Origin of the sequence: Brevibacterium antiquum (assembly GCF_016107655.1) — a bacterium.
Taxonomy (GTDB): Bacteria; Actinomycetota; Actinomycetes; order Actinomycetales; family Brevibacteriaceae; genus Brevibacterium; species Brevibacterium antiquum.
Genome location: NZ_JABASX010000001.1, coordinates 533264 through 552897, shown reverse-complemented (window position 1 = coordinate 552897; position 19634 = coordinate 533264). Strand labels below are relative to the sequence as shown.

Annotated in this window: 18 protein-coding genes; all 18 read right to left on the bottom strand. The window is 63.0% G+C overall.

Annotated features, from left to right (window positions below):
- Positions 1-60: 60 nt before the first annotated feature.
- The 18 genes from JFC13_RS02535 to JFC13_RS02450 all read right to left on the bottom strand — a co-directional run bounded on the left by JFC13_RS02535 (position 61) and on the right by JFC13_RS02450 (position 19623).
- Entirely contained in the window at positions 61-867 is an 807-nt protein-coding gene (locus tag JFC13_RS02535; RefSeq protein ID WP_198395518.1) for a F0F1 ATP synthase subunit delta, read from the bottom strand.
- Positions 867-1418, bottom strand: a complete 552-nt coding sequence (locus tag JFC13_RS02530) for a F0F1 ATP synthase subunit B (protein WP_143923304.1) — start codon at positions 1416-1418, stop codon at positions 867-869. The genes JFC13_RS02535 and JFC13_RS02530 overlap by 1 nt, the downstream gene beginning before the upstream one ends.
- Before the next feature lie 19 nt (positions 1419-1437).
- Entirely contained in the window at positions 1438-1662 is a 225-nt protein-coding gene (atpE, locus tag JFC13_RS02525; protein WP_009884049.1) for a F0F1 ATP synthase subunit C, read from the bottom strand.
- Between the two features lie 82 nt (positions 1663-1744).
- A complete protein-coding gene (gene atpB, locus JFC13_RS02520) occupies positions 1745-2557 on the bottom strand; it encodes a F0F1 ATP synthase subunit A (protein WP_260848173.1) in 813 nt (270 codons plus the stop codon).
- Positions 2558-2763: 206 nt separating this feature from the next.
- Positions 2764-3210: a hypothetical protein gene (locus JFC13_RS02515; protein ID WP_198395517.1), complete on the bottom strand. Its 447-nt coding sequence runs from the start codon at positions 3208-3210 to the stop codon at positions 2764-2766.
- Positions 3207-4316: an MraY family glycosyltransferase gene (locus JFC13_RS02510; protein WP_198395516.1), complete on the bottom strand. Its 1110-nt coding sequence runs from the start codon at positions 4314-4316 to the stop codon at positions 3207-3209. The genes JFC13_RS02515 and JFC13_RS02510 overlap by 4 nt, the downstream gene beginning before the upstream one ends.
- Positions 4317-4967 (bottom strand): L-threonylcarbamoyladenylate synthase, encoded by a 651-nt coding sequence (locus JFC13_RS02505; RefSeq protein ID WP_198395515.1) that lies wholly within the window; start codon positions 4965-4967, stop codon positions 4317-4319.
- A gap of 54 nt (positions 4968-5021) precedes the next feature.
- The gene (gene prmC, locus JFC13_RS02500) at positions 5022-5987 is read right to left on the bottom strand and encodes a peptide chain release factor N(5)-glutamine methyltransferase (protein ID WP_332839317.1); all 966 of its coding nucleotides are present in this window, start codon (positions 5985-5987) and stop codon (positions 5022-5024) included.
- A complete protein-coding gene (prfA, locus tag JFC13_RS02495; protein ID WP_198395514.1) occupies positions 5944-7023 on the bottom strand; it encodes a peptide chain release factor 1 in 1080 nt (359 codons plus the stop codon). Before prfA ends, prmC begins: the two co-directional genes overlap by 44 nt.
- A 1-nt stretch (position 7024) precedes the next feature.
- On the bottom strand, positions 7025-9139 hold the full coding sequence (gene rho / locus JFC13_RS02490) for a transcription termination factor Rho (protein ID WP_198395513.1): 2115 nt from the start codon (positions 9137-9139) through the stop codon (positions 7025-7027).
- Between the two features lie 225 nt (positions 9140-9364).
- The gene (gene thrB / locus JFC13_RS02485) at positions 9365-10267 is read right to left on the bottom strand and encodes a homoserine kinase (protein WP_198395512.1); all 903 of its coding nucleotides are present in this window, start codon (positions 10265-10267) and stop codon (positions 9365-9367) included.
- A 2-nt stretch (positions 10268-10269) separates the two neighbouring features.
- On the bottom strand, positions 10270-11358 hold the full coding sequence (thrC, locus tag JFC13_RS02480) for a threonine synthase (protein ID WP_198395511.1): 1089 nt from the start codon (positions 11356-11358) through the stop codon (positions 10270-10272).
- Positions 11359-11360: 2 nt separating this feature from the next.
- Positions 11361-12668 (bottom strand): homoserine dehydrogenase, encoded by a 1308-nt coding sequence (locus JFC13_RS02475; protein ID WP_198395510.1) that lies wholly within the window; start codon positions 12666-12668, stop codon positions 11361-11363.
- Positions 12669-12699: 31 nt separating this feature from the next.
- Positions 12700-14136: a diaminopimelate decarboxylase gene (lysA, locus tag JFC13_RS02470; RefSeq protein WP_198395509.1), complete on the bottom strand. Its 1437-nt coding sequence runs from the start codon at positions 14134-14136 to the stop codon at positions 12700-12702.
- On the bottom strand, positions 14136-15038 hold the full coding sequence (locus tag JFC13_RS02465) for a DALR anticodon-binding domain-containing protein (protein WP_198395508.1): 903 nt from the start codon (positions 15036-15038) through the stop codon (positions 14136-14138). The genes lysA and JFC13_RS02465 overlap by 1 nt, the downstream gene beginning before the upstream one ends.
- 62 nt (positions 15039-15100) lie before the next feature.
- The gene (locus JFC13_RS02460) at positions 15101-16276 is read right to left on the bottom strand and encodes an MFS transporter (RefSeq protein WP_198395507.1); all 1176 of its coding nucleotides are present in this window, start codon (positions 16274-16276) and stop codon (positions 15101-15103) included.
- 45 nt (positions 16277-16321) lie between these two features.
- Positions 16322-18871: an ABC transporter permease gene (locus JFC13_RS02455; protein WP_198395506.1), complete on the bottom strand. Its 2550-nt coding sequence runs from the start codon at positions 18869-18871 to the stop codon at positions 16322-16324.
- Complete coding sequence (locus JFC13_RS02450; protein ID WP_198395505.1) at positions 18868-19623, bottom strand: ABC transporter ATP-binding protein; 756 nt, start codon at positions 19621-19623, stop codon at positions 18868-18870. Before JFC13_RS02450 ends, JFC13_RS02455 begins: the two co-directional genes overlap by 4 nt.
- Positions 19624-19634 lie beyond the last annotated feature (11 nt).

The window sequence follows — 19634 nt, the reverse complement described above, 5'->3', positions numbered from 1 at the left end:
AAAACTTGTGTCCGACGACCGGTGGGCCGCCTGTGCTGCCGGACTGGCCGGCCCCTCGATTTAACTTGCGAGCTTGCGCTGAACTTCGGCCAGACGATCAGCCACTGTGGAACTCATCATCTCATCGCCGACCTGAACCCGGACTCCCCCGACGACTTCGGGGTCGACCTGAACGTTGAGCACGAGATCGCGTCCGTAGCTGGCGGACAGAGCGGCCGCGAGTTTCTGGGTCTGAGCCTCGCTCAACGGTTTGGCGACGGTGACATCGGCGACTGAACGCTGCTGTCGCGCCGCGAGGATATCGCTGTACTGATCCAGAGCTTTCGCCACGCGGAGGCCGCGTGGGTACAGAACCGCCTGCTCGATCAGTGTGATGGTGTCGGCCTGCGCCCTACCTGCCAGCAAGTCTGCGATGAGCGCGCGCTTAGTCGATGCGGACGCATCGGATTCCAGGGCCCGCGCCAGTTCGTGTTCGCTTTCGCACAGACGGGCGAAGCGGAAGACTTCCTCTTCCACCTGGCCGAGTTGACCGGATGCCTGAGCAGCAGCTGCGATAGCTGTCACTCCGGCAACCTCAAGGCTGGTCACCAAGTCCTGAGTCCTCGCCCAGCGCTGGCTCACAGCCAGTTCGCTCAGACGCAGGGCCGTATTGGTGGTCCGAGTCGAGAACAGAGTCCGCAGCAGCTGCTGCTTCTTCTCAGCCGACTCGGACGAGTCTGCCAAGGCCTTGCGCAACGTCACGTTCTCAGCGAGAACGGCAACGATGGCCAGTTCACCAGCACCGATTTCTCGCGCGTCACCGCGGGAGATCTCAGCGTTGGCGGTTTCAAGTACGGCCTGCAGGGACAATCTGCTCGACTGGAGCATCACGCCCCCTTGACCGGCTGTGCCGAAGACTGCGACTCGAGATCGGAGATGAAGCGATCGACCACGTTGGCAGAACGCTGGTCATCGGTGAGAGATTCACCGACGATGCGCGATGCCAGATCGGTGGCCAGAGTGCCGACTTCCGAACGCAGCTGCACCATGGCGGACTGACGCTCGGCTTCGATCTGCGTCTGGGCCTGAGCGACGATGCGCTCGGACTCGGCATGAGCCTGGGTCTTCATATTGGCGATGATCTGGGCGCCTTCTTCCTGAGCCTCGGCGCGCAGTCGTGCAGCTTCTGCACGGCCGTCGGCGAGCTGCTTCTGATACTCGGCCAGAGCCTCATCGGCTTCGGCCTGCACCTTCTCAGCCTTTTCAATTCCACCCTGAATGCGCTCTGCGCGCTCATCAAGGGTCTTGTTGAAGGCCGGGAGGACGTACTTCCAGACAACCAGGAAGACGATCAGCAGACAGATGGCACTCCAGATGATGTCGTACCACGCCGGGAGAAGTGGATTCTCAGACGCAGCAAGAATGTGTACCGGAGTCATCGTTTAGTCCTCTTCGTGATCAGGGCAGGAAGAACGGGGTGGCGATGCCGATCAGGGCCAGGGCCTCGATCAGCGCAATTCCGAGGAACATGTTTCCGCGCAGTGCGCCGGCCATTTCAGGCTGACGAGCGGTTCCCTCGATGGTCTTACCGATGACAATACCGACACCGACGCCGGGGCCGATTGCGGCGAGGCCGTAACCGACGGTGTTGAGGCTGCCGGTGACTTCAGCGAGCATATCCATTGAATGCTTTCCTTTCATATGTCGACCGGGTGGTTGGCCCGGCCCTTGTAACGTCTGAGGTTACAGAATGTGGGGCGCTGCCTCAGTGATCGTCTGAGATCGCGGCGTTGATGTAGACACAGGACAGAAGGGCGAAGATGTAGGCCTGCAGGACGACGATCAGCATCTCGAGGATGAAGACGAAGAATCCGCCGGCGAAGGTGATGATTGAGAAGAACTGGAACCCGTTGGCGGCATCGAACAGGAAGAAGCTCGTTGCGGAGAAGCACAGCACCAGGAGAAGGTGGCCGACCATCATGTTGGCAAAGAGCCGGATCGCCAAGGTGAACGGCTGAGTCACGAACTTGGTCAGGAACTCGATGGGGATGAGCAGGATGTGCATCGGCCAGGGGACGCCGGGAAGGATCAGGGAGTCCTTGATGTAGCGGCCGAACCCCTTCTCGGCGATGCCGGCCCAGTGGTACGTGACGTATACCGTCAGCGTGAGGACGATCGGGAGACCGATGACGCCGGTGCCCGGCATGTTGAGGAACGGAATAAGCTTCGTGACGTTCCAGAACAGGATGCCGAAGAAGATGGCCACGATCAGCGGCATGAACTTCTTGGCTTTTTCCTTGCCCATGGTGTCTTCGGCGATGCCGACGGTGACGAACTCCATGGCCAGCTCCATAGCTGACTGGAAACGGCTGGGTACCAGCTTCATGCGCTTGGCCCACACCGCGAGCAGAACAACGACTGCGACAGTGGCGAGGACGCGAATGAGCATCACGCGGTTCATCTCAAAGGGAGTGCCTTCGAAGAGGAACGCGGCGGGAAAGAACTCCGCCATGGATGGGGCGTGAAAACCACTTTCAGCGGCTTGGATCGTTGTGTTCGCAGCGTTGAGTGTTCCCACGTTTCCTTTACTCTCCCATGGTCAAAAGCCTAAATGGCCTGGCCTGATCCACACTTTGATTGTGTGGGTATAGGTTCAGGAGCGACTTGGAGCAACAATTGGCTCCAGCACCGCAACAACTCTACCAATTGTAGAGAGCTGCCGACAAATTCATCACCTTTGACTGTACATCTTCTGGCAGGGCCCGGCGCAATCGTCTAATTCGCCTATTTCGCGTCGGGATCGACATAGGGCACGCGACCCTTGACCACAGTCATCGCCTCGACGAGAGATGAGCCGATCACAGCGACCACGATCGTGAGGAAAGCCACATTTCCATCCAGCCAGCTTGCGTCCTTGAGCCGCCAGATGACGATCATGAAGATGAACGCCTTGAAGAGAAAGCCGATGCCGAGGAATCCGGCGATCGCTGTCAGCCCCATGTTGCGTCCCGCATACATGATGACCAGAGTGACGATGATGAACACCGCGGCCAGTCCCCCACCGACGGCCCCTCCATTGAAGCCTTCGATCCCGGAGACCAGGTAGCCGATGCCCATCCCGAGCACAGCGACAACGGCGACGAGGATGACGCCGCGGACCAACATGGTCTTCCAGACTCTGGTCCATGCTGCTTCAACGTAGGTTTCCTGACGCGGTGACTCATCGGTCATGAGATTTCCTCTCTGGCTTTCTGACGGACCCGCAGGGGGTAGAAGGTGAAGAGCAGGGTGATGGCGAACAGCCCGCCGACGATGCAGACGACGTAGATCCACGGCAACAGCAGGAGCATGACAGATCCGAATGCGATGAGCGCGGTCCAGGTATAGAGGATGAGGACGGCCCGGGCATGAGAGTGCCCAAGTCTGAGCATCCTGTGATGGAGGTGCTTCGCATCGGCGGAGAACGGTGACTGGCCGGCCATGAGACGACGGATGACTGCCAACCCAAGGTCGAGCAGCGGCAGGAACATCACGGCGACGGGCAGAACGATGGGCAGGAAGGTCGCGAAGACTCGCTCTTCCCCGAGCAGCGCCGGGTCGACCTGGCCGGTGACGCGGATGGTGGATGCTGCCAGCAGGAGGCCGATGAGCATCGACCCGGAGTCGCCCATGAAGATCCGCGCCGGATTGAAGTTGTGCGGGAGGAAGCCGACGCAGGCGCCGACAAGGATTGCGGTGATCAGCGAGGCCAGGTTCGCATAGGACTCAGGCGATGCATCCCGGGCAAGACCGTAGGAGTAGATGAAGAATGCGCTGCCGCCGATCGCGACGACTCCCGCTGCCAGCCCGTCGAGCCCATCGACGAAGTTCACAGCGTTGATGGTGACCAGGACGACGAGGATGGTGATGATGATCGACATCCGCGGCGAACCGATGATCACGCCCCCGAAGGGGATCGACAGCAGTGCCACGCCGTTGATGGCCATGAATCCAGCTGCCAGTGCCTGCCCTGCAAGCTTGGTGATCCAGTGGAGATCCCAGATGTCATCGATGATGCCCAGCACGCACAGCACGGTGGCCGCACCGGCGATGCCGATGATGGGTCCCATATCCGAGAAGATCCTCTGCAGGAACGGTGTCTGGGAGGCGAAGATGAGGCCCACGATCACCGCCCCGAACATCGCCACCCCGCCCAACCTCGGCGTCGGAACGGAATGGACATCGCGTTCGCGCAGAGGCGAGAAGATCTGCCCTCGCTCGGCTACCCGCCTGACCATCGGGGTCAGCAGGTAGGCCACGAGGGCCGAGATGATGAGGATGAAGAGGTAGGCGCGCACTCAGCCGTCCAGGGCGATGACATCGGGGACGATCTCGCGCAGTTCTTCGATGGTCACGGGACCCTCGCGCACAATGCGCGGCACTTCGCTGGTGAGGTCGATGATCGTCGAGGAGATTCCCGACGCTCTCACTCCGCCGTCGATGTAGATGTCGACATCGTCGCCCAACATCTCCATCGCCTCATCCGCCGAGGTGGCGGCGGGCTGACCGGAGGTGTTGGCACTGGACACGGCCAGTGGACCCGTCCGCCCCAACAGGGCGAGGGCGTACTCGTCGTCGGGCATTCGCACCGCAACGGTGCCATGGGTGTCGCCGAGATCCCAGTCCAACGACGGCTGAGCATTCGCGATGATCGTCAGCGGTCCGGGCCAGAAACGGGCGGTCAGCGAAAGCATCCTCTCGTCGACACCGTCGACGAGGCCGAAGACGGTCTCCGCACGCGCGACGAGGACAGGCGGCGGCATGTCACGTCCGCGGCCTTTCGCTGCCAGCAGAGCGGAAACCGCCGAAGCGCTGAATGCGTCTGCGGCGATCCCATACACGGTGTCCGTGGGAATGACGAGCAGATTGCCCGTCTCACTCACCCTGGCGCATTCGTCCAGGACAAGGTCACGGATGTCGCTTTGAGTCACGTCGAATCGTCTCGACACGAATCCTCCGTTTCGGATCGCGGTGGTCAGTGGCCCGAACCGGGTGGTCCAAGGTCACAGGTCGACCCCTGACACACGATGAGCCACGGTGTAGCGGTCGCGTCCAGTGTAGTCCGGGTAGGTGGCGGCCCGTCTGAGACTGGCCGTCGACATGATGAGTTCGCAGGCGCCGGGCCCCTGTTCCTCGGAATGTTCCATGATGAAGAAGCCACCGGGACGCAGCAGCTTCTCCGCCTGCTTCACGATGAGACCTGGAATCTCCAGGCCCGTCGATCCTCCGTAGAGAGCGGCTGCCGGATCGTGTTCGCGCACTTCGGCATCGCGCGGCACAGCCTCATCGGGCACATAGGGAGGATTGGTCACGACGGCATCCGCGCTGCCCCACAGGTCAGGTCGATCGTCGGCGAACCTCGTCGCGTCACCACAGATCAGCTCGACGCTGGAATGGCCGAGGCTGATCGAGTCCAGATTCTTCAGCGACCAGTTCAGGGCCTCGGTTTCGCGCTCGACGCCGATGATGCGCAGCTGCGGATGTTCGGTAGCCAGGGACAGCGTGATCGCACCGGAGCCCGAGCACAGGTCGATGACGAAGGGCTCATGTGCGTTCTGCTGCCTGTCCAGCTCTTCGAGGACCTCGGTGACGAGAAGCTCGGTCTCGGGCCGGGGAACGAACACTCCAGGGCCCACCTGCAGTTCGAGGTGCCGAAAGGCCGCGACTCCGATGATGTGCTGAAGTGGGACGCGCTGACGTCGTCGGTCGACAAGCTGCGCGAAGACGTCCGTGACTTCGGCGGGGACACCATCGCCGAGGAGTCGTCTGCGGGCCAGGTCGGAGGCATTGATTCCCCAGGCATGGGCAAGCAGCGCTGCGGAGTCCGGATCGGGGTTGGCGACGCCGGCATCGACCAGCAGCTGCACCGCTCCACGCAGCACCGTCGACACGTCCTCTTCGGGACTGGGAGGGCGCGGAATCAGATCAGTCCCCCAGTGCGTCGAGTCGTGCTGCTTTATCAGCTTCACGGCAGGAGCCGATGACGGGATCGAGGTCGCCGGAGAGAACCTGGTCAAGGTTGTAGGCCTTGTAGCCCGTCCGATGGTCGGTGATGCGGTTTTCGGGGAAGTTGTAGGTGCGGATGCGTTCAGAGCGGTCAACGGTGCGAACCTGGGACCGTCGGATGTCCGCGGCCTCGGCTGCGGCCTCCTCGGCCTGTTTGGCCAGGATGCGGGCCCGGAGCATGCGCAGCGCTGCTTCCTTGTTCTGCAGCTGTGACTTCTCGTTCTGACAGCTGGCGGTGATACCTGTGGGCACGTGGGTGATGCGCACGGCGGAGTCCGTGGTGTTCACGGACTGACCGCCGGGGCCCGAGGACCGGTAGACGTCGATGCGCAGATCGTTGTCATCGAGTGCGACTTCCTCGGGCTCGTCCACTTCGGGAAATACGAGCACTCCGGCGGCCGAGGTGTGGATGCGTCCTTGGGATTCGGTCACGGGCACGCGTTGAACCCGGTGGACTCCACCTTCGAACTTCACCCAACCGTAGGCACCGTCGTCCTTGGCCTTCAGAGCCAGGGTGACGTCTTTGTAGCCGCCGAGATCAGAATGCGTGGCATCCAGGATCTGCGAGGACCATCCGCGTGAGTCGATCCAGCGCTGGTACATGCGCAGGAGATCCCCTGCGAACAGCGCCGATTCGTCACCACCCTCACCAGCTTTGATCTCGATGATCGCATCACGTGCATCGTCTGGATCGCTGGGAACCAAGAGATCTCTGAGCTCGGCCTCGACTTCCGAGGCCTCCTCGTGCAGGCGTTTGGCCTCAGCAGCGAATTCGGCGTCGTCGTCCGCGAGTTCCTCTGCGGCGACGGCGTCGTCTTCGAGCTGAGCGAACCGACGAGCGGTCACTGCGACCTTGTCGAGTTCGGCGTAGCGCCTGGTCAGTTTCCTGGCGCGGCCAGCGTCAGCGTGCACCGCAGGATCGGAGAGTTCCGACTGCAGGCGTGCATGCTCGTCGAGCAGTGCGCTGACGCTGGCTTTGAGGGTGTCATCGTCGGCCATCTCAGTTGTTGTCGGTGGAAGACTTCTGCAGTGGCGTCGTCTTCTGCACCTGCATGAGGAATTCGACGTTCGAGCCGGTTTCCTTCAGCTTCGACATCAGGAGCTCGACAGCCTGCTGCTGTTCGAGTCCGGACAGTACGCGCCGAAGCTGCCACATGACCTTCATCTCTTCGTTGGTCATCAGCATCTCTTCACGACGGGTGCTCGACGCGTTGACGTCGACTGCCGGGAAGATGCGCTTGTCAGCGAGCTGGCGCGACAGACGCAGCTCCATGTTGCCGGTGCCCTTGAACTCTTCGAAGATGACCTCGTCCATCTTGGAACCGGTCTCGACGAGGGCTGTGGCCAGAATCGTCAGCGAGCCGCCGTTCTCGATGTTGCGGGCAGCACCGAAGAATCGCTTCGGCGGGTAGAGCGCGTTCGCGTCGACACCACCGGAGAGGATACGACCCGAGGCTGGCTGCGCAATGTTATAGGCGCGGCCGAGACGGGTGATGTTGTCGAGGAGCACGACGACGTCGGAACCCATTTCGACAAGACGCTTGGCGCGCTCGATGGCCAGCTCGGCGATCGTCGTGTGATCATCGGCGGGACGGTCAAAGGTCGAAGCGATGACTTCGCCCTTCACCGCGCGCTGCATGTCCGTGACTTCCTCGGGACGTTCGTCGACGAGGACGACCATCAGGTGGACTTCCGGATTGTTCTCAGTGATCGCATTGGCGACCTGCTGCATGATCATCGTCTTGCCCGCCTTCGGGGGTGCCACGATGAGACCACGCTGGCCCTTGCCGATGGGAGTCACAAGGTCGATGAGCCGGGTCGAATGCTGCTTGGAGGTGGTCTCCAGGCGCATCCTCTCCTGCGGGTAGAGCGGTGTCAGCTTCGAGAACTCGACACGGCTCCGGGCGTCATCGACGGTCAGGCCGTTGACCGAGTCCAATCGCACCAGGGCGTCGAACTTCTCGCGCTTGCTGTTGCGGTCGTTCTCGCGAGGCTGGCGAATGGCACCGGCGACGGCGTCGCCCTTGCGCAGCTGGTTCTTGCGCACCATCGAAGCCGAGACGTAGACATCGTTGGGTCCGGGAAGGTAGCCGGAGGTACGCAGGAATGCATAGTTGTCATGCACATCGAGGATGCCGCCGACAGGGATGAGCACGTCATCGTTGCGGATCTCGGGCTCGTCGCCGCCGCGTCCTCCGCGACGTTTGCGGTCACGGTCACGACCGCGTCCGCGACGGTTGCCGCGATCGTCGTCATCGTTATTGCTGCGACCCCGACGGTCGTTGTTGCGGTCATTGCCGCGATCGTTGTTGCGATCGTTGTCATCGCCCTGGCGTCCGCGACGGTCGTTATTGCGATCGTTGCGGTCGTTGTCGTCGTTCTGACGGTTGCGGTTGTTTCCGCGATCGTTGCGGTCATTGCCGCGATCGTTGTTGCGGTCGTTGTCGTCGTTGTGACGATTGCGACCGTTTCCGCGATCATTGCGGTCATTGTTGCGATCGTTGCGCTCACCGTTGCGATCGTTGCCGCGGTCGTTGTCGTCGTTCTGACGATTGCGACCGTTTCCGCGATCATTGCGGTCCGAACGCTCTCCCGAGTCATCGGAGCTGTGTCCGTTGTCCTCGTTCTGGGCCTCAGCACCACGTGAGCGAGAACGGCTGCGACGCGAACGCTGTTTGTCCGGCTCACCGGCTGATTCGGACGAAGAGTCGTCCGCAACAGGCGTATCGGCGACGGTCGGGGCTTCAGCAGACGTCGCTGCGGCAGCTGCTCCCTGTGAGGCGACGGCATCATCGTCAGATGTCGCAGCTGCGCTGCGACGAGCCGGACGACGCTTGGCTTCAGCGGGTGCTGCGTTGGAATCGCTCTTGTCTTCCTTGGCTTCCTTCTCGGAGCCTGCGGAAGCGGCCGGTGCGGTCTTCGGGGCTGCTTGAGCCTGTCCCGAACCGCCCTGTGAGCCATTGTGGTTGTTGATGGCGTCGATCAGTTCGCCTTTGCGAAGTCGACGGTACCCTTTGATCCCGAGACCCGCTGCCATCTCCTGGAGCTGGGGCAGACGCAAAGCGGTCAGACTGCCGGTGCGTGGCGTGGAATCTTGAGTAGTGGTTTCAGACACGAAGGTCCTTCTCCCTCTTTCGGCCGTGCGGCAAGAGCCGTTTACTCACGGCGACGGAAACACCGTTGACGGTGCATTGTGAAAGATAACCTGCCTAAGAATGAGCAGGAGACGTTCCAGAATTTGTGAAATAGACTGTGGATTCGCGATGCATATCATCGAATCCGCTCACTGACGGAACACCATCAGTTTACGTGCTCAACGCCGATCACGCGAATCCGGTACCTATTTCTTTTCTTTGACGCGATATCCGCCGAGGTCAATCGTGGTGTGAATGAGTGTCACCGATGCGGGGAGCAGCGCTGGAGGGACCGTGCTCGCGAGGACGAGGACGGTGGGTCCCGCGCCCGAGATCACGGCGGGCAGGCCCTCGTCGCGCAAGCGATCGACAATGGCCATCGACTCGGGGTAGGCGTCGCGTCGGAATTCCTGATGGAGCCGATCATCGGTGGCCTCCAGCAGAACAGAGGCATCGGTGACGAAGCCGTGGATGAGCAGCGCGGCACGTGCGGAGTTCTCTGCGGCGACCTCATGTTCGACGGATATGGGGATCACGCTTCGTGCGATCTCCGTATCCAAACGCACCTCGGGCACCAGCACGGTCACCTCGGCGAGGGTGTTGGACGGCACCTGCCACGAGCGGGCAGGGTCCGGCAGGGCGATGGTCAGTCCCCCGAACACGGCAGGAGCCGCATTGTCAGGGTGGCCCTCGAGTTCGGAGGCGAGCTCAAGCACGCGTTGACGGCTCAGTCGGACACCGCCGGCGTAGGCCCCGATCTCGCCGGCCAGCGCAATGGCGCCCACGATCGCGGCCGCGGAAGATCCGAGTCCGCGCGAATGCGGTATCCGGTTGACACAGTCCAGGCTGAGCCTCTCCCCCAAGTCTGCGGGGGCGTCGGGATACTCTGCATGGAGCACATCGACGATCACGCGCATGATGAGATGGGACCGATCCGTCGGCAGGGTCTCGGCGCTCTCCCCCGTCACACTCACACAGGCGCTGGGATCGACGGCCTCGTCGTGGATCGTCAGGGTCAGAGTATCGAATATCCCGAGTGCTAGGCCGAAGGCATCGTAGCCAGGGCCGAGGTTCGCCGAGGTGGCCGGAACCTCGATCTGGATCCTCACGCTCACCTGTCTTCGAGCCCGAGGGCCCGTGCCGCGCTGACGGCGTCGACCGAGACCCGCTTGGGCTCGATCTCGGAGCCGTCGGCCGTGTGCAGTGCCCAGCTGGGATCCTTGAGGCCGTGCCCGGTCACGGTGACCGCGATTCTCGCACCGGCAGGGACCTTGCCCGCCTCGGACATCTTCAGCAGACCAGCCACCGAGGCAGCCGAACCGGGCTCGACGAAGATTCCCTCTTCCCGGGACAGAATCTTGTGTGCGCGCAGGATCTCTTCGTCGGTGACCGAGTCGATGACTCCGCCGGAGGAGTCACGCGCCTCGATGGCCTGCTGCCAGCTGGCCGGATTGCCGATCCGGATGGCGGTGGCAATCGTATCGGGTTCGTCGACGGGGTGGCCGAGCACGATCGGTGCCGATCCTGCGGCCTGGAAGCCCCACATCTGCGGCAGGCGGGTCGAGGCGCCGATCTCCTGGTACTGGCGGTAGCCCTTCCAGTAGGCGGTGATGTTGCCCGCGTTGCCCACAGGCAGCACGTGAATGTCAGGGGCGTCGCCCAGGACATCGACAACCTCGAAGGAGGCGGTCTTCTGTCCTTCGATGCGATCAGGATTGACGGAGTTGACGAGGTGAACCGGGTAGGACTCGGAGAGCTTCCGGCACAGAGTCAGGCAGTCGTCGAAGTTTCCGTCAACTTCCAGCAGCGTGGCTCCATGTGCGATGGCCTGGCTCATCTTGCCCGGGGCGATCTTGCCGGTGGGCACGAGCACGGCACAGGTCAGTCCGGCCTTGGTGGCGTAGGCCGCCGCCGAGGCTGAGGTGTTGCCGGTCGAGGCGCAGATGACGGCCTTCGCACCCTGAGCCGCAGCTTTGGTGATGGCCATGGTCATACCGCGGTCCTTGAAGGACGCCGTCGGGTTGAGGCCTTCGTACTTCACCCATACGTCAGCGCCGGTGAGCTCGCTGAGCTTCTCCGCGTGGATGAGCGGAGTTCCGCCCTCACCCAGAGTGACGGCCGGTGTGGTCTCGGAGATGTCGAGGAGGCTGCGGTATTCCTCGACGACGCCCTGCCACTGCTTTTTGGGGAATTCGGTCATTCTCACTGTCCTTCTACACGGATCACGGATTTGACGGCGCGCACCACGGGAAGGCCGCCGAGGCGGTCGACCGTTCCCCGCAGGATCGCGTCGGTGTTCGAGTGGGTGGCCAGCACGAGCTTCGCGTGCTGTGTGCCCTGTTCGTCGACTTCTCCCACCGTCTGGCGCATGAGTTCGATCGATGCGCCTTCATCGGAGAAGACCTCAGAGACTGCTGCGAGGACGCCCGGACGATCGACGACGTCGAGCGTGATGTGGTACCGGGTGGTGATCGCCGATATCGGCAGGATCGTCGAGTCCTTGTGGAAGGGACGTTCGTACTGTCCCCGACCGCCGAGAACCTTGCGACGGGCCACGGAGACCACATCGCCGAGGACCGCAGACGCCGTCGGCTCGCCGCCGGCGCCCTGACCGTAGAACATGAGCGAACCAGCGGCCTCGGCCTCGATGAAGACCGCGTTGAAGGCGCCGCGCACCGTCGCAAGAGGGTGATTGCGTCCCAGCAGTGCCGGGTAGACGCGAGCGGACAGCCCCGGCCCGGCAGGAGATTCGCTGACTCGTTCGCAGACGGCGAGGAGCTTGATGACGAACCCCTGGTCACGAGCCGTGGCGACCATCTCGGGGGTGATGTCCTCGATGCCTTCGACGTGGACATCGTCGATCGTGACTGGAGCGTGGAAGGCCAGTGACGAGAGAATCGCGGCCTTGGCCGCAGCATCATGTCCACCCACGTCGGCGGTCGGGTCCGCCTCGGCGAATCCCAGCTCCTGCGCGGTCTTGAGCGCTTCATCGAAGCCCCAGCCCTCGGAGTCCATCTGATCGAGGATGTAGTTGGTGGTGCCGTTGACGATGCCCATGATCCGGTCGATCCGATCCCCGGCCAGCGAGTCACCGACTGGACGGATGATGGGAATGGCACCGGCGACGGCGGCTTCGTGCTCGAGACGGACTCCTGCCGTGTCCGCCGCGGACATGAGCTCACCGTAGTTGGCGGCCAGCAGGGCCTTGTTGGCGGTGACGACGGAGGAGCCGTGGTCGAGTGCCGAGCGGATGAGCGTCTTGGCCGGCTCGATGCCGCCCATGAGCTCGATGACGATGTCGGCATCAGCGATGGCAGTCTCTGCGTCGGTCGTCAGCAGGCTCGGATCGATCCCCGGACGCTGCTTCGCAGTGTCACGGACGACGATTGCGCTCAGCTCAAGAGGCGCACCGATCCGTTCGGCCAGAGCCTCGCTCCGGTTCTGGATGCGGGCGGCGACCTCGGTGCCGACGACCCCACATCCGAGCATGGCAACTTTCAAAGCCTGCATTTGTTCACCTTTTCGCTGTCTTCAGTGGCACTCACACGCGCTCACCGACGTTCATTCCCGGATCATTGCGCAACATCTGAGAGTGGTCCTCGGGCGTCACAATCCACTCAACCTTATCCGTTGTCACGGCCAGGACGCCTGGTTTGGGCAGGTGGTTATAGTTGTTGGCCAGTGACCGGCAGTAGGCACCGGTGCTCGGGACCGCAACAAGATCCCCGGAGGACACATCGGATCCCATGTATTCGTCTCGGACGATGATGTCACCGGATTCGCAGTGCTTGCCCACGACGCGCACGATGGCGGGTTCGGAACTGGAGTTCCGATTGGCCAAGGTACACGAATAGTCGGCATCGTAGAGAGCCGTCCGAATGTTGTCACTCATCCCCCCGTCGACGGCGACGTAGGTGCGCACACCGTTGTCGGTGTCGACCTCTTTGACCGTGCCGACCCGGTAGAGGGTGAACATTGACGGGGACACGATCGCGCGTCCGGGCTCGATCGAGATCCGCGGCACGTTCGTGCCCAGTCCGCGGCACTCCTTGGCGACCACCGCGGCGAGCTCCTGGGCCATCTCGGCCACCGGAATGGGCGTGTCCTGTGAGGTGTATCGGATGCCGAAGCCACCGCCCAGGTCGACATCGGGCAGATCGACACCGTGTTCGTCCATGATCTCCGCTCGCAGAGTCAGGACTCGGGCGGCAGCGACCTGGAAGCCGGAGATGTCGAAGATCTGCGAACCGATGTGCGAGTGCAGACCGTCGAAACGCAGATGCGGTGAGTTCGCCACTGCCGCGGCGGCCTTCGCTGCTGTTCCCGCGGAGACCGAGAGCCCGAACTTCTGATCCTCATGAGCTGTGGCGATGAAATCGTGCGTGTGAGCTTCGACTCCCACCGTCACCCGCAGCATCACAGGTGCAACGGCGCCCTTCGCGGCCGCGATCGATTCAAGCAGGGATATCTCGTCGAGACTGTCGACGAAGATGCGTCCCACACCGTAGTCGAGGGCATATTCGAGCTCAGCCACAGATTTGTTGTTGCCGTGCAGACCGACCCGCTCCCCCGGAACTCCTGCTGCGCGGGCCACCATCATCTCTCCCAGGGAACAGGTGTCGAGGCCCAGACCCGCCTCGTGGACCCACCGGGCGACAGCGGTGCACAGGAATGCCTTGCCCGCATAGAAGACGTCGACACCAGACAGTCCCTTGTCCGCGGAGAATGCGGCCGAATACGCGCTGACATAGTTCTCGGCGCGAGCGGCGAAATCGGCGACATCCATGACGAGGGTCGGGGTGCCGTAGCGTTCAGCGAGATCAGTGACTGGGTGCCCGGCGACGGTGAGGACGCCGGAGTCGGACTTCGTCACGTTGTCCGACCACAAGCTGGGTAGGAGGGCGTTGACGTCCTCGGGGTAGGGCAGCCACACGGGTGCAGGGGTGGCGTGCATGGTGCCGGCGATGTGGGCAGGCATTACATCCTCTCCGGGGCGCGAACGCCCAGTAGTCGAAGTCCTGTGGCCAGGACGATGATGGCGGCTCGGTCGAGGACCAGCCGGGAAGCGTGGAGTCGGCTGATGTCCTCATCGACGCTCGGTGTCACTGGACATGCGTTCGCCCAGTCCAGGAACAGCTGTGCGGTGGCTTCGAGGAGGTGGGTGATGCGCCGAGGTTCGTCCGCGCAGGCGGCGGCATCGGTCGTGGTGATGAAGTCTGCCAGGGCCGCAGCCAGCGCGGTCTCTGTGGCATCGGTCAGGGCGTTCGGGTCGAAGCCGGCGGCGCTGATGCCAGCCGCTGCCGCGCGGCGATCGACACGACGGGCCGAGGAATGCGCGACCTGGACGAGGTACACGGGGTTGTCTGGGTGGGCTGTGCGCAGCAATCCCACGTCTGTCGCAGGCGATGAGGCCGTGCTGCTGCGTGCGGCCAGGAAGCGAAGCGCATCGCTTCCCACTGCAGGGAGCAGAGTCCGAAGTTCGGGGTTGGAAGAGATGCGTTCATCGACTGTGGCTTCGATGCGCGCTGCCGTGTCCTGATCAGGGCCGAAAGCCGTGCCTGCGTCGACGATGTCGGCGGCGACCTGGGCGAGGCTGCTGGGGCTCACTGTGATGTTGAGGAACCCGGGCCCGGCGACGTCGACACGGGTGATTCCGGTGTTATCGCGCAGTCGTGAAGCGATCTCTGCTGCCAGGGTTCTGGGCTCGGTGTCCAGAGATGCGGCACTGCGCAGTGCGATGGTCGAGACCCAGTCGCCGTGAGGCTGTGCCTGCGCCCTGCGAAGGGTCGAGTCCGGTACAGGGTCACTGTCGATTCCTCGTGCGGCGGCGCTGCTCGCCAGTGCACGCGCCAGAGCGGTCTGCAGAAGTTCCGGGGTCACTCGTTCAGATTACTCGTGTCCGGTTGTCGACGGCGAATCAGGTGTCATAGTCGTCGTCTGGATCAGATCGAGCCGGGACGACAGGCGGAGAAGCTGACCGCGAACTTCACCGCGGTGGAGGCCAGCACCACAGCGTAAGCCGGCCACATCACCTCGAAGCTCTGGATCAGGAAGGCGAAGATCAGGGGCCCGGTAGCGGCCATCAGGTAACCGCCGCCCTGAACGAACCCGGACAGCGCTGCCGAGGCCTCGGCGCTGCGTGAGCGCAGGGTGATCAGGGTCAGAGCCAGCGGGAAGGTCGAGATTCCGATGCCCAGCAGGACCGTCCACAGCACTGGTGCTGCCTGAGGCATGAGCCACAGGCCGAGGTATCCGACAGCCAGGCAGGCGCAGAAGGCCGCGACTATCGGCGAAGCTGTGCGCATCTTCTGTGCGAGAAGCGGCAGGACGAACCCGAGGACGAGGGGAATGGCGGTCACGAGGGCGAGCATGGTTCCTGCGAATGCCGGGTCGAAGCCCGATCGTGTCAGCAGGGTAGGCAGCCAAGTGAACAGGATGAAATTGTTGAATGAGGTCAGTCCGGTCATCGTCATCAGTGCCCAGGCTCGGCGGGTCTTGACCAGTCGCAGCAGTTCGCTTCCGCCGACGACCGTGGCCGAGACCTGCGACTGGGGTGCAGGTCTGAGCACAGCGATCACGGCCCAGACGGCGATCCCCAGCGCCGCGGAGACAGCCCACACGAGCAGAGAACCGCGCCATTCGAACTTCGATGCCAGCGGCACTGCCACGAGTGGTGGGATGAAAGTCCCCAGCTGCAGCAGCCCCACGTGCACTGTCGACATCAGTGCGACACGGTCAGGGAAGTAGGACTTCACGATCGGTGGCACGACGACGTTGCCGATGCCCATGCCCAGCAGTGCGAGAACGCTGAGTGCCAGGAAGAGTGCGGGAGAGTCGACGATCGCACGCAGGCCCAGGCCAGCCGTGATCATGACCATCACTGCCAGTGAGATCGTCAGTCCGGAGAACCGGTTGTACAGCCGTGGCGTGATGAAGCCGCTGATTCCGTAGAGCAGCGGCGGCAGCATCCCGATGATTGCCAGGAACACCGCGCTGAGATGGATCTCGGAGCCCATCGCGTCCAGCAGCGGCGACAGCCCGGTCACGCCCGGGCGAAGGTTGAATGCTGCGACAACGATTCCGAGGACGATCAGACCGGATGCCCACGCAGATTTCATGCTTGCATGTCTATCATCCTGGCCACCGCACCAGTGTCGGCGGGGTCAGTTCTCCTGCTTGAGTCCCTCCACCGGTGACAGCCGCGCGGCCCGTCTGGCCGGTGCCAAAGCGGAGAGCAGCCCCGCAAGGATCGCCACCAGCAGGATGCCCAAAGTGGAGGCAAGAGACCAGTCAACGATGAGCCGATTGGAATAGTCGTGCGTGATCAGATGAGTGCCGACGATGCCGAGCGCCCCGCCGAGGAGGAGCCCGATGAGCCCAGCCACTGAGGAGATGAGGGTGGCTTCGAGAGCGAGAAGTGATCTCAGCTGGGAGATGCTCAGACCCAGGGCCCGGAGCAGTGAGTTCTCCCGCCGACGTTCGATCACCGACAGGCTCACCGTGTTCGAGACACCGAGCAGAGCAATGAGGACCGCAACGAATAGGAGGGCCACGGCAGCAACGAGAAGCACGTCGATGAACTCGGAGTATTGGCCACGAGCCACTGCTGAACCGGCGACCTCGTCGGTGGTGACGTCGAGTGCTTCGGCCACGTCCTGTTGGATCCGAAAGATGTCTGAGACCGAGACATTCGGGTCGACCCTGACCAGCACCGACGTGGAGGTTGCGGACACGCCCAGGTCATTGCCGACATCTGGGGTAGTGAAGTACACCAGACTCGAGTCACCGGCCTTCTCAACCGGAACCGTCGCCTCTGTGAGGCCCTTGATGCCGATGCTGTCGGGAGCGAAGTCCTTCGGGACGAGCACTTTCCCGGCAACCGGAGCCTCGGCGCCCTCGCTGATCACGGTCTGCGCGGATTCGGGATCGATGACATAGAGCTCAGGGGGCGAGTCACCGTGATCGCCGATCACCTGTGCCCGATGAGCGACGACGACGGCTTCCACGCCCGCAATGTCCCGCACGGCATCGGCTTCGTCGCGGTCGACGGTGGTTTCGAGCGGGACAGCGATGTCGATGGGATAACGCTGGTTGAGGCCGAAACCCATCGTTGCCTTCGTTGACATTCCGCCGACGAGAATCGTCGCCACAAGGGTGACGCCGATGATGAGTGCAGTTGCGGTCGCGGCTGTTCGCCGGCGGTTGCGCAAGGTGTTCAGGGTGGCCAGTCGACCCGGGATGCCGAAGGGGCTGAAGGCCAGGTCACCGATGGCCGCGACAATCGGGGGAATGATCATCACGGAGCACAGCACAATGCCGAAGACGAGAAGGGCTCCCCCAAGTGCACCGCCCAGGATCCATGCCTGCGACTGTTCAACCAGATAGATCGAGGCGAGGAGGAGCACGATTCCGAGGCCGATGCTCGACCACCCGACGATGTGGCGCAGCCTGCTCTGGCCCGAAGGAGACAGCGCCTCGTCGAAGGGCTGCAGCGCCTCCAGCGGGGTCACCGCGATGGCGCTGCGGGCCGGTCGGATGGTTGCGAGCACCGTGAGAAGCACCCCGACGGCAATGCCGATCAACAATGCCGACGGGGGCACATTCAGGCTCAAGTAGTCGAACTCGTTGGGCCAGATCTGCTTCGCTCCTGCAGCGAGGCAGAAGCTGACGCCTGCCCCGACGGCCACACCGACGATCGACCCGAGCAGTCCCACGAACGTGCCCTCCGTGACCACAGACCCGTAGAGCTGAAGGCGTGAGGCTCCCAGGCAGCGCAGCAGTGCCAGTTCGCGTCTGCGCCCGGCCACGATGACGGAGAAGGTGTTGGACACCACCAGTATCGCCACAATGACGGAGATGCCGGCGAAGGCCAGGAGCAGCCAGGTGATGACCTCGTTGCCGCCGGAGAGCCGTTCGGCTTTGACGTCGACGGCATCGGAGACCGTCATCGCCTCCAGACTCCCCTGCAGTGCAGAGTCGTCGATCGTCGCCTGCAGACGCGGGAGAACCTCGGCCGGATCCGCACCCGCGTCAAGCGCGATCTGGATCGCAATGACGTCGCCCTGTTGAGCGAAGTACTCCTGATAGCTCGCCGAGGTTGTCATTCCTCGGTGCATGCCTGCAGTCGCAGGACCGCTGCCCATGGAGGCCAGACCGACCACGGTGAATGTCGTGTTGCTCTGGCTCGGTCCCCGGTAGACGGGCATCGAATCTTCATCAGATCCGACGGATACTGCGGCAACGGAGAAGCGGATCTCGTCGCCGATGCCCACACCCAGATCTCTCGCAGCCGCCTCGTCCAGGACCAGGTCGGTGATTGAGTCGGGCCTTGTGCCTTCGGTGATGGAGAACGTGTCCAGGCGCGTATCCGCGGGTACAGGACTCAGAGCGAACGTGCTCTCAGAGAAGGACTGACCTCGACCCGTGGTCGTCGTGCGAGCGTTGACGGCCGCACCGCTCACACCGTCGACCCGCTCCAGAGGCTTCGCCAAAGGAGAGACTTCCTGCCCATTGACGAAGACGTCCTGGGCCGGAACGATGACGAGGTCCGATTCGGAGAATGTGTGCCCGACCGATTCCTTCAGGCTCGTCTGCAGGGATGAGCTGATGATCAGGGTCGAGGCCACGAAGCCTGCTGCCAGCGCGATGCCGAGACCCACTGCGAGGAATCGCGCCCAGTGGATTCGGATCTCCGCCAGAGCGACTGCGATCACAGATCGCTCAGCTCACCCAGCGCGGAGACCACGGATTCCCTGCTCGGCTGCTGCACTTCTCCCCCGGCTCGTCCGTCCTTGAGCAGCACGACTCGATCGGCGTGTGAGGCGGCTACGGGGTCGTGGGTGACCAAGATGATCGTCTGCCCGTAGCGGGTGGTCGCACCGTGGAGCAGGGCCAGCACTTCTGCTCCTGCCTGGGAGTCGAGGTTGCCTGTGGGCTCATCGGCGAAGATCACGTCCGGACGCGTCAGAAGGGCACGAGCCACGGCAACGCGCTGCTGCTGGCCACCGGAGAGTTCGTGCGGTCGGTGTTTGAGCCGGTCCCCCAGCTCAAGACGCTCAACGACTTCTGCTTTCCACTCCGGATCGATCTTCTTGCGAGCCAGGGACACCGGCAGCTCGATGTTCTGTTCAGCGGTCAGGGTGGGAACGAGATTGAATGCTTGGAAGATGAATCCGACCCGGTCCCGTCGCAGTTGGGTCAGTTCTTTGTCGTTGAGACCAGTAATGTCCTGGCCGCCCATCGTGATGGTTCCGGAATCCACTCTGTCGAGTCCGGCGAGGACGTGCATGAACGTGGATTTTCCTGAGCCCGATGGTCCCATGATCGCGCTGAACCTGCTGGCTTCGAAGTTCACCGTGATGTCATCGAGGGCCGTCACAGCGGTGTCGCCGCGACCGAAGCTCTTTCGCACCGATTGTGCGCTGAGCACGACATCGGCGTTCGTCACATCCGCAGGAGTCGTCATCAGGACCTTCA

Coding starts and splice junctions, on each gene's coding strand:
- JFC13_RS02460 (WP_198395507.1), bottom strand. CDS start 16,276: ATGAAATCTGCGTGGGCATCCGGTCTGATCGTCCTCGGAATCGTTGTC.
- thrC (WP_198395511.1), bottom strand. CDS start 11,358: ATGACCGAATTCCCCAAAAAGCAGTGGCAGGGCGTCGTCGAGGAATAC.
- JFC13_RS02515 (WP_198395517.1), bottom strand. CDS start 3,210: ATGACCGATGAGTCACCGCGTCAGGAAACCTACGTTGAAGCAGCATGG.
- JFC13_RS02535 (WP_198395518.1), bottom strand. CDS start 867: ATGCTCCAGTCGAGCAGATTGTCCCTGCAGGCCGTACTTGAAACCGCC.
- JFC13_RS02475 (WP_198395510.1), bottom strand. CDS start 12,668: ATGCAGGCTTTGAAAGTTGCCATGCTCGGATGTGGGGTCGTCGGCACC.
- lysA (WP_198395509.1), bottom strand. CDS start 14,136: ATGCCTGCCCACATCGCCGGCACCATGCACGCCACCCCTGCACCCGTG.
- prfA (WP_198395514.1), bottom strand. CDS start 7,023: ATGGCCGACGATGACACCCTCAAAGCCAGCGTCAGCGCACTGCTCGAC.
- JFC13_RS02530 (WP_143923304.1), bottom strand. CDS start 1,418: ATGACTCCGGTACACATTCTTGCTGCGTCTGAGAATCCACTTCTCCCG.
- JFC13_RS02450 (WP_198395505.1), bottom strand. CDS start 19,623: ATGACGACTCCTGCGGATGTGACGAACGCCGATGTCGTGCTCAGCGCA.
- atpE (WP_009884049.1), bottom strand. CDS start 1,662: ATGGATATGCTCGCTGAAGTCACCGGCAGCCTCAACACCGTCGGTTAC.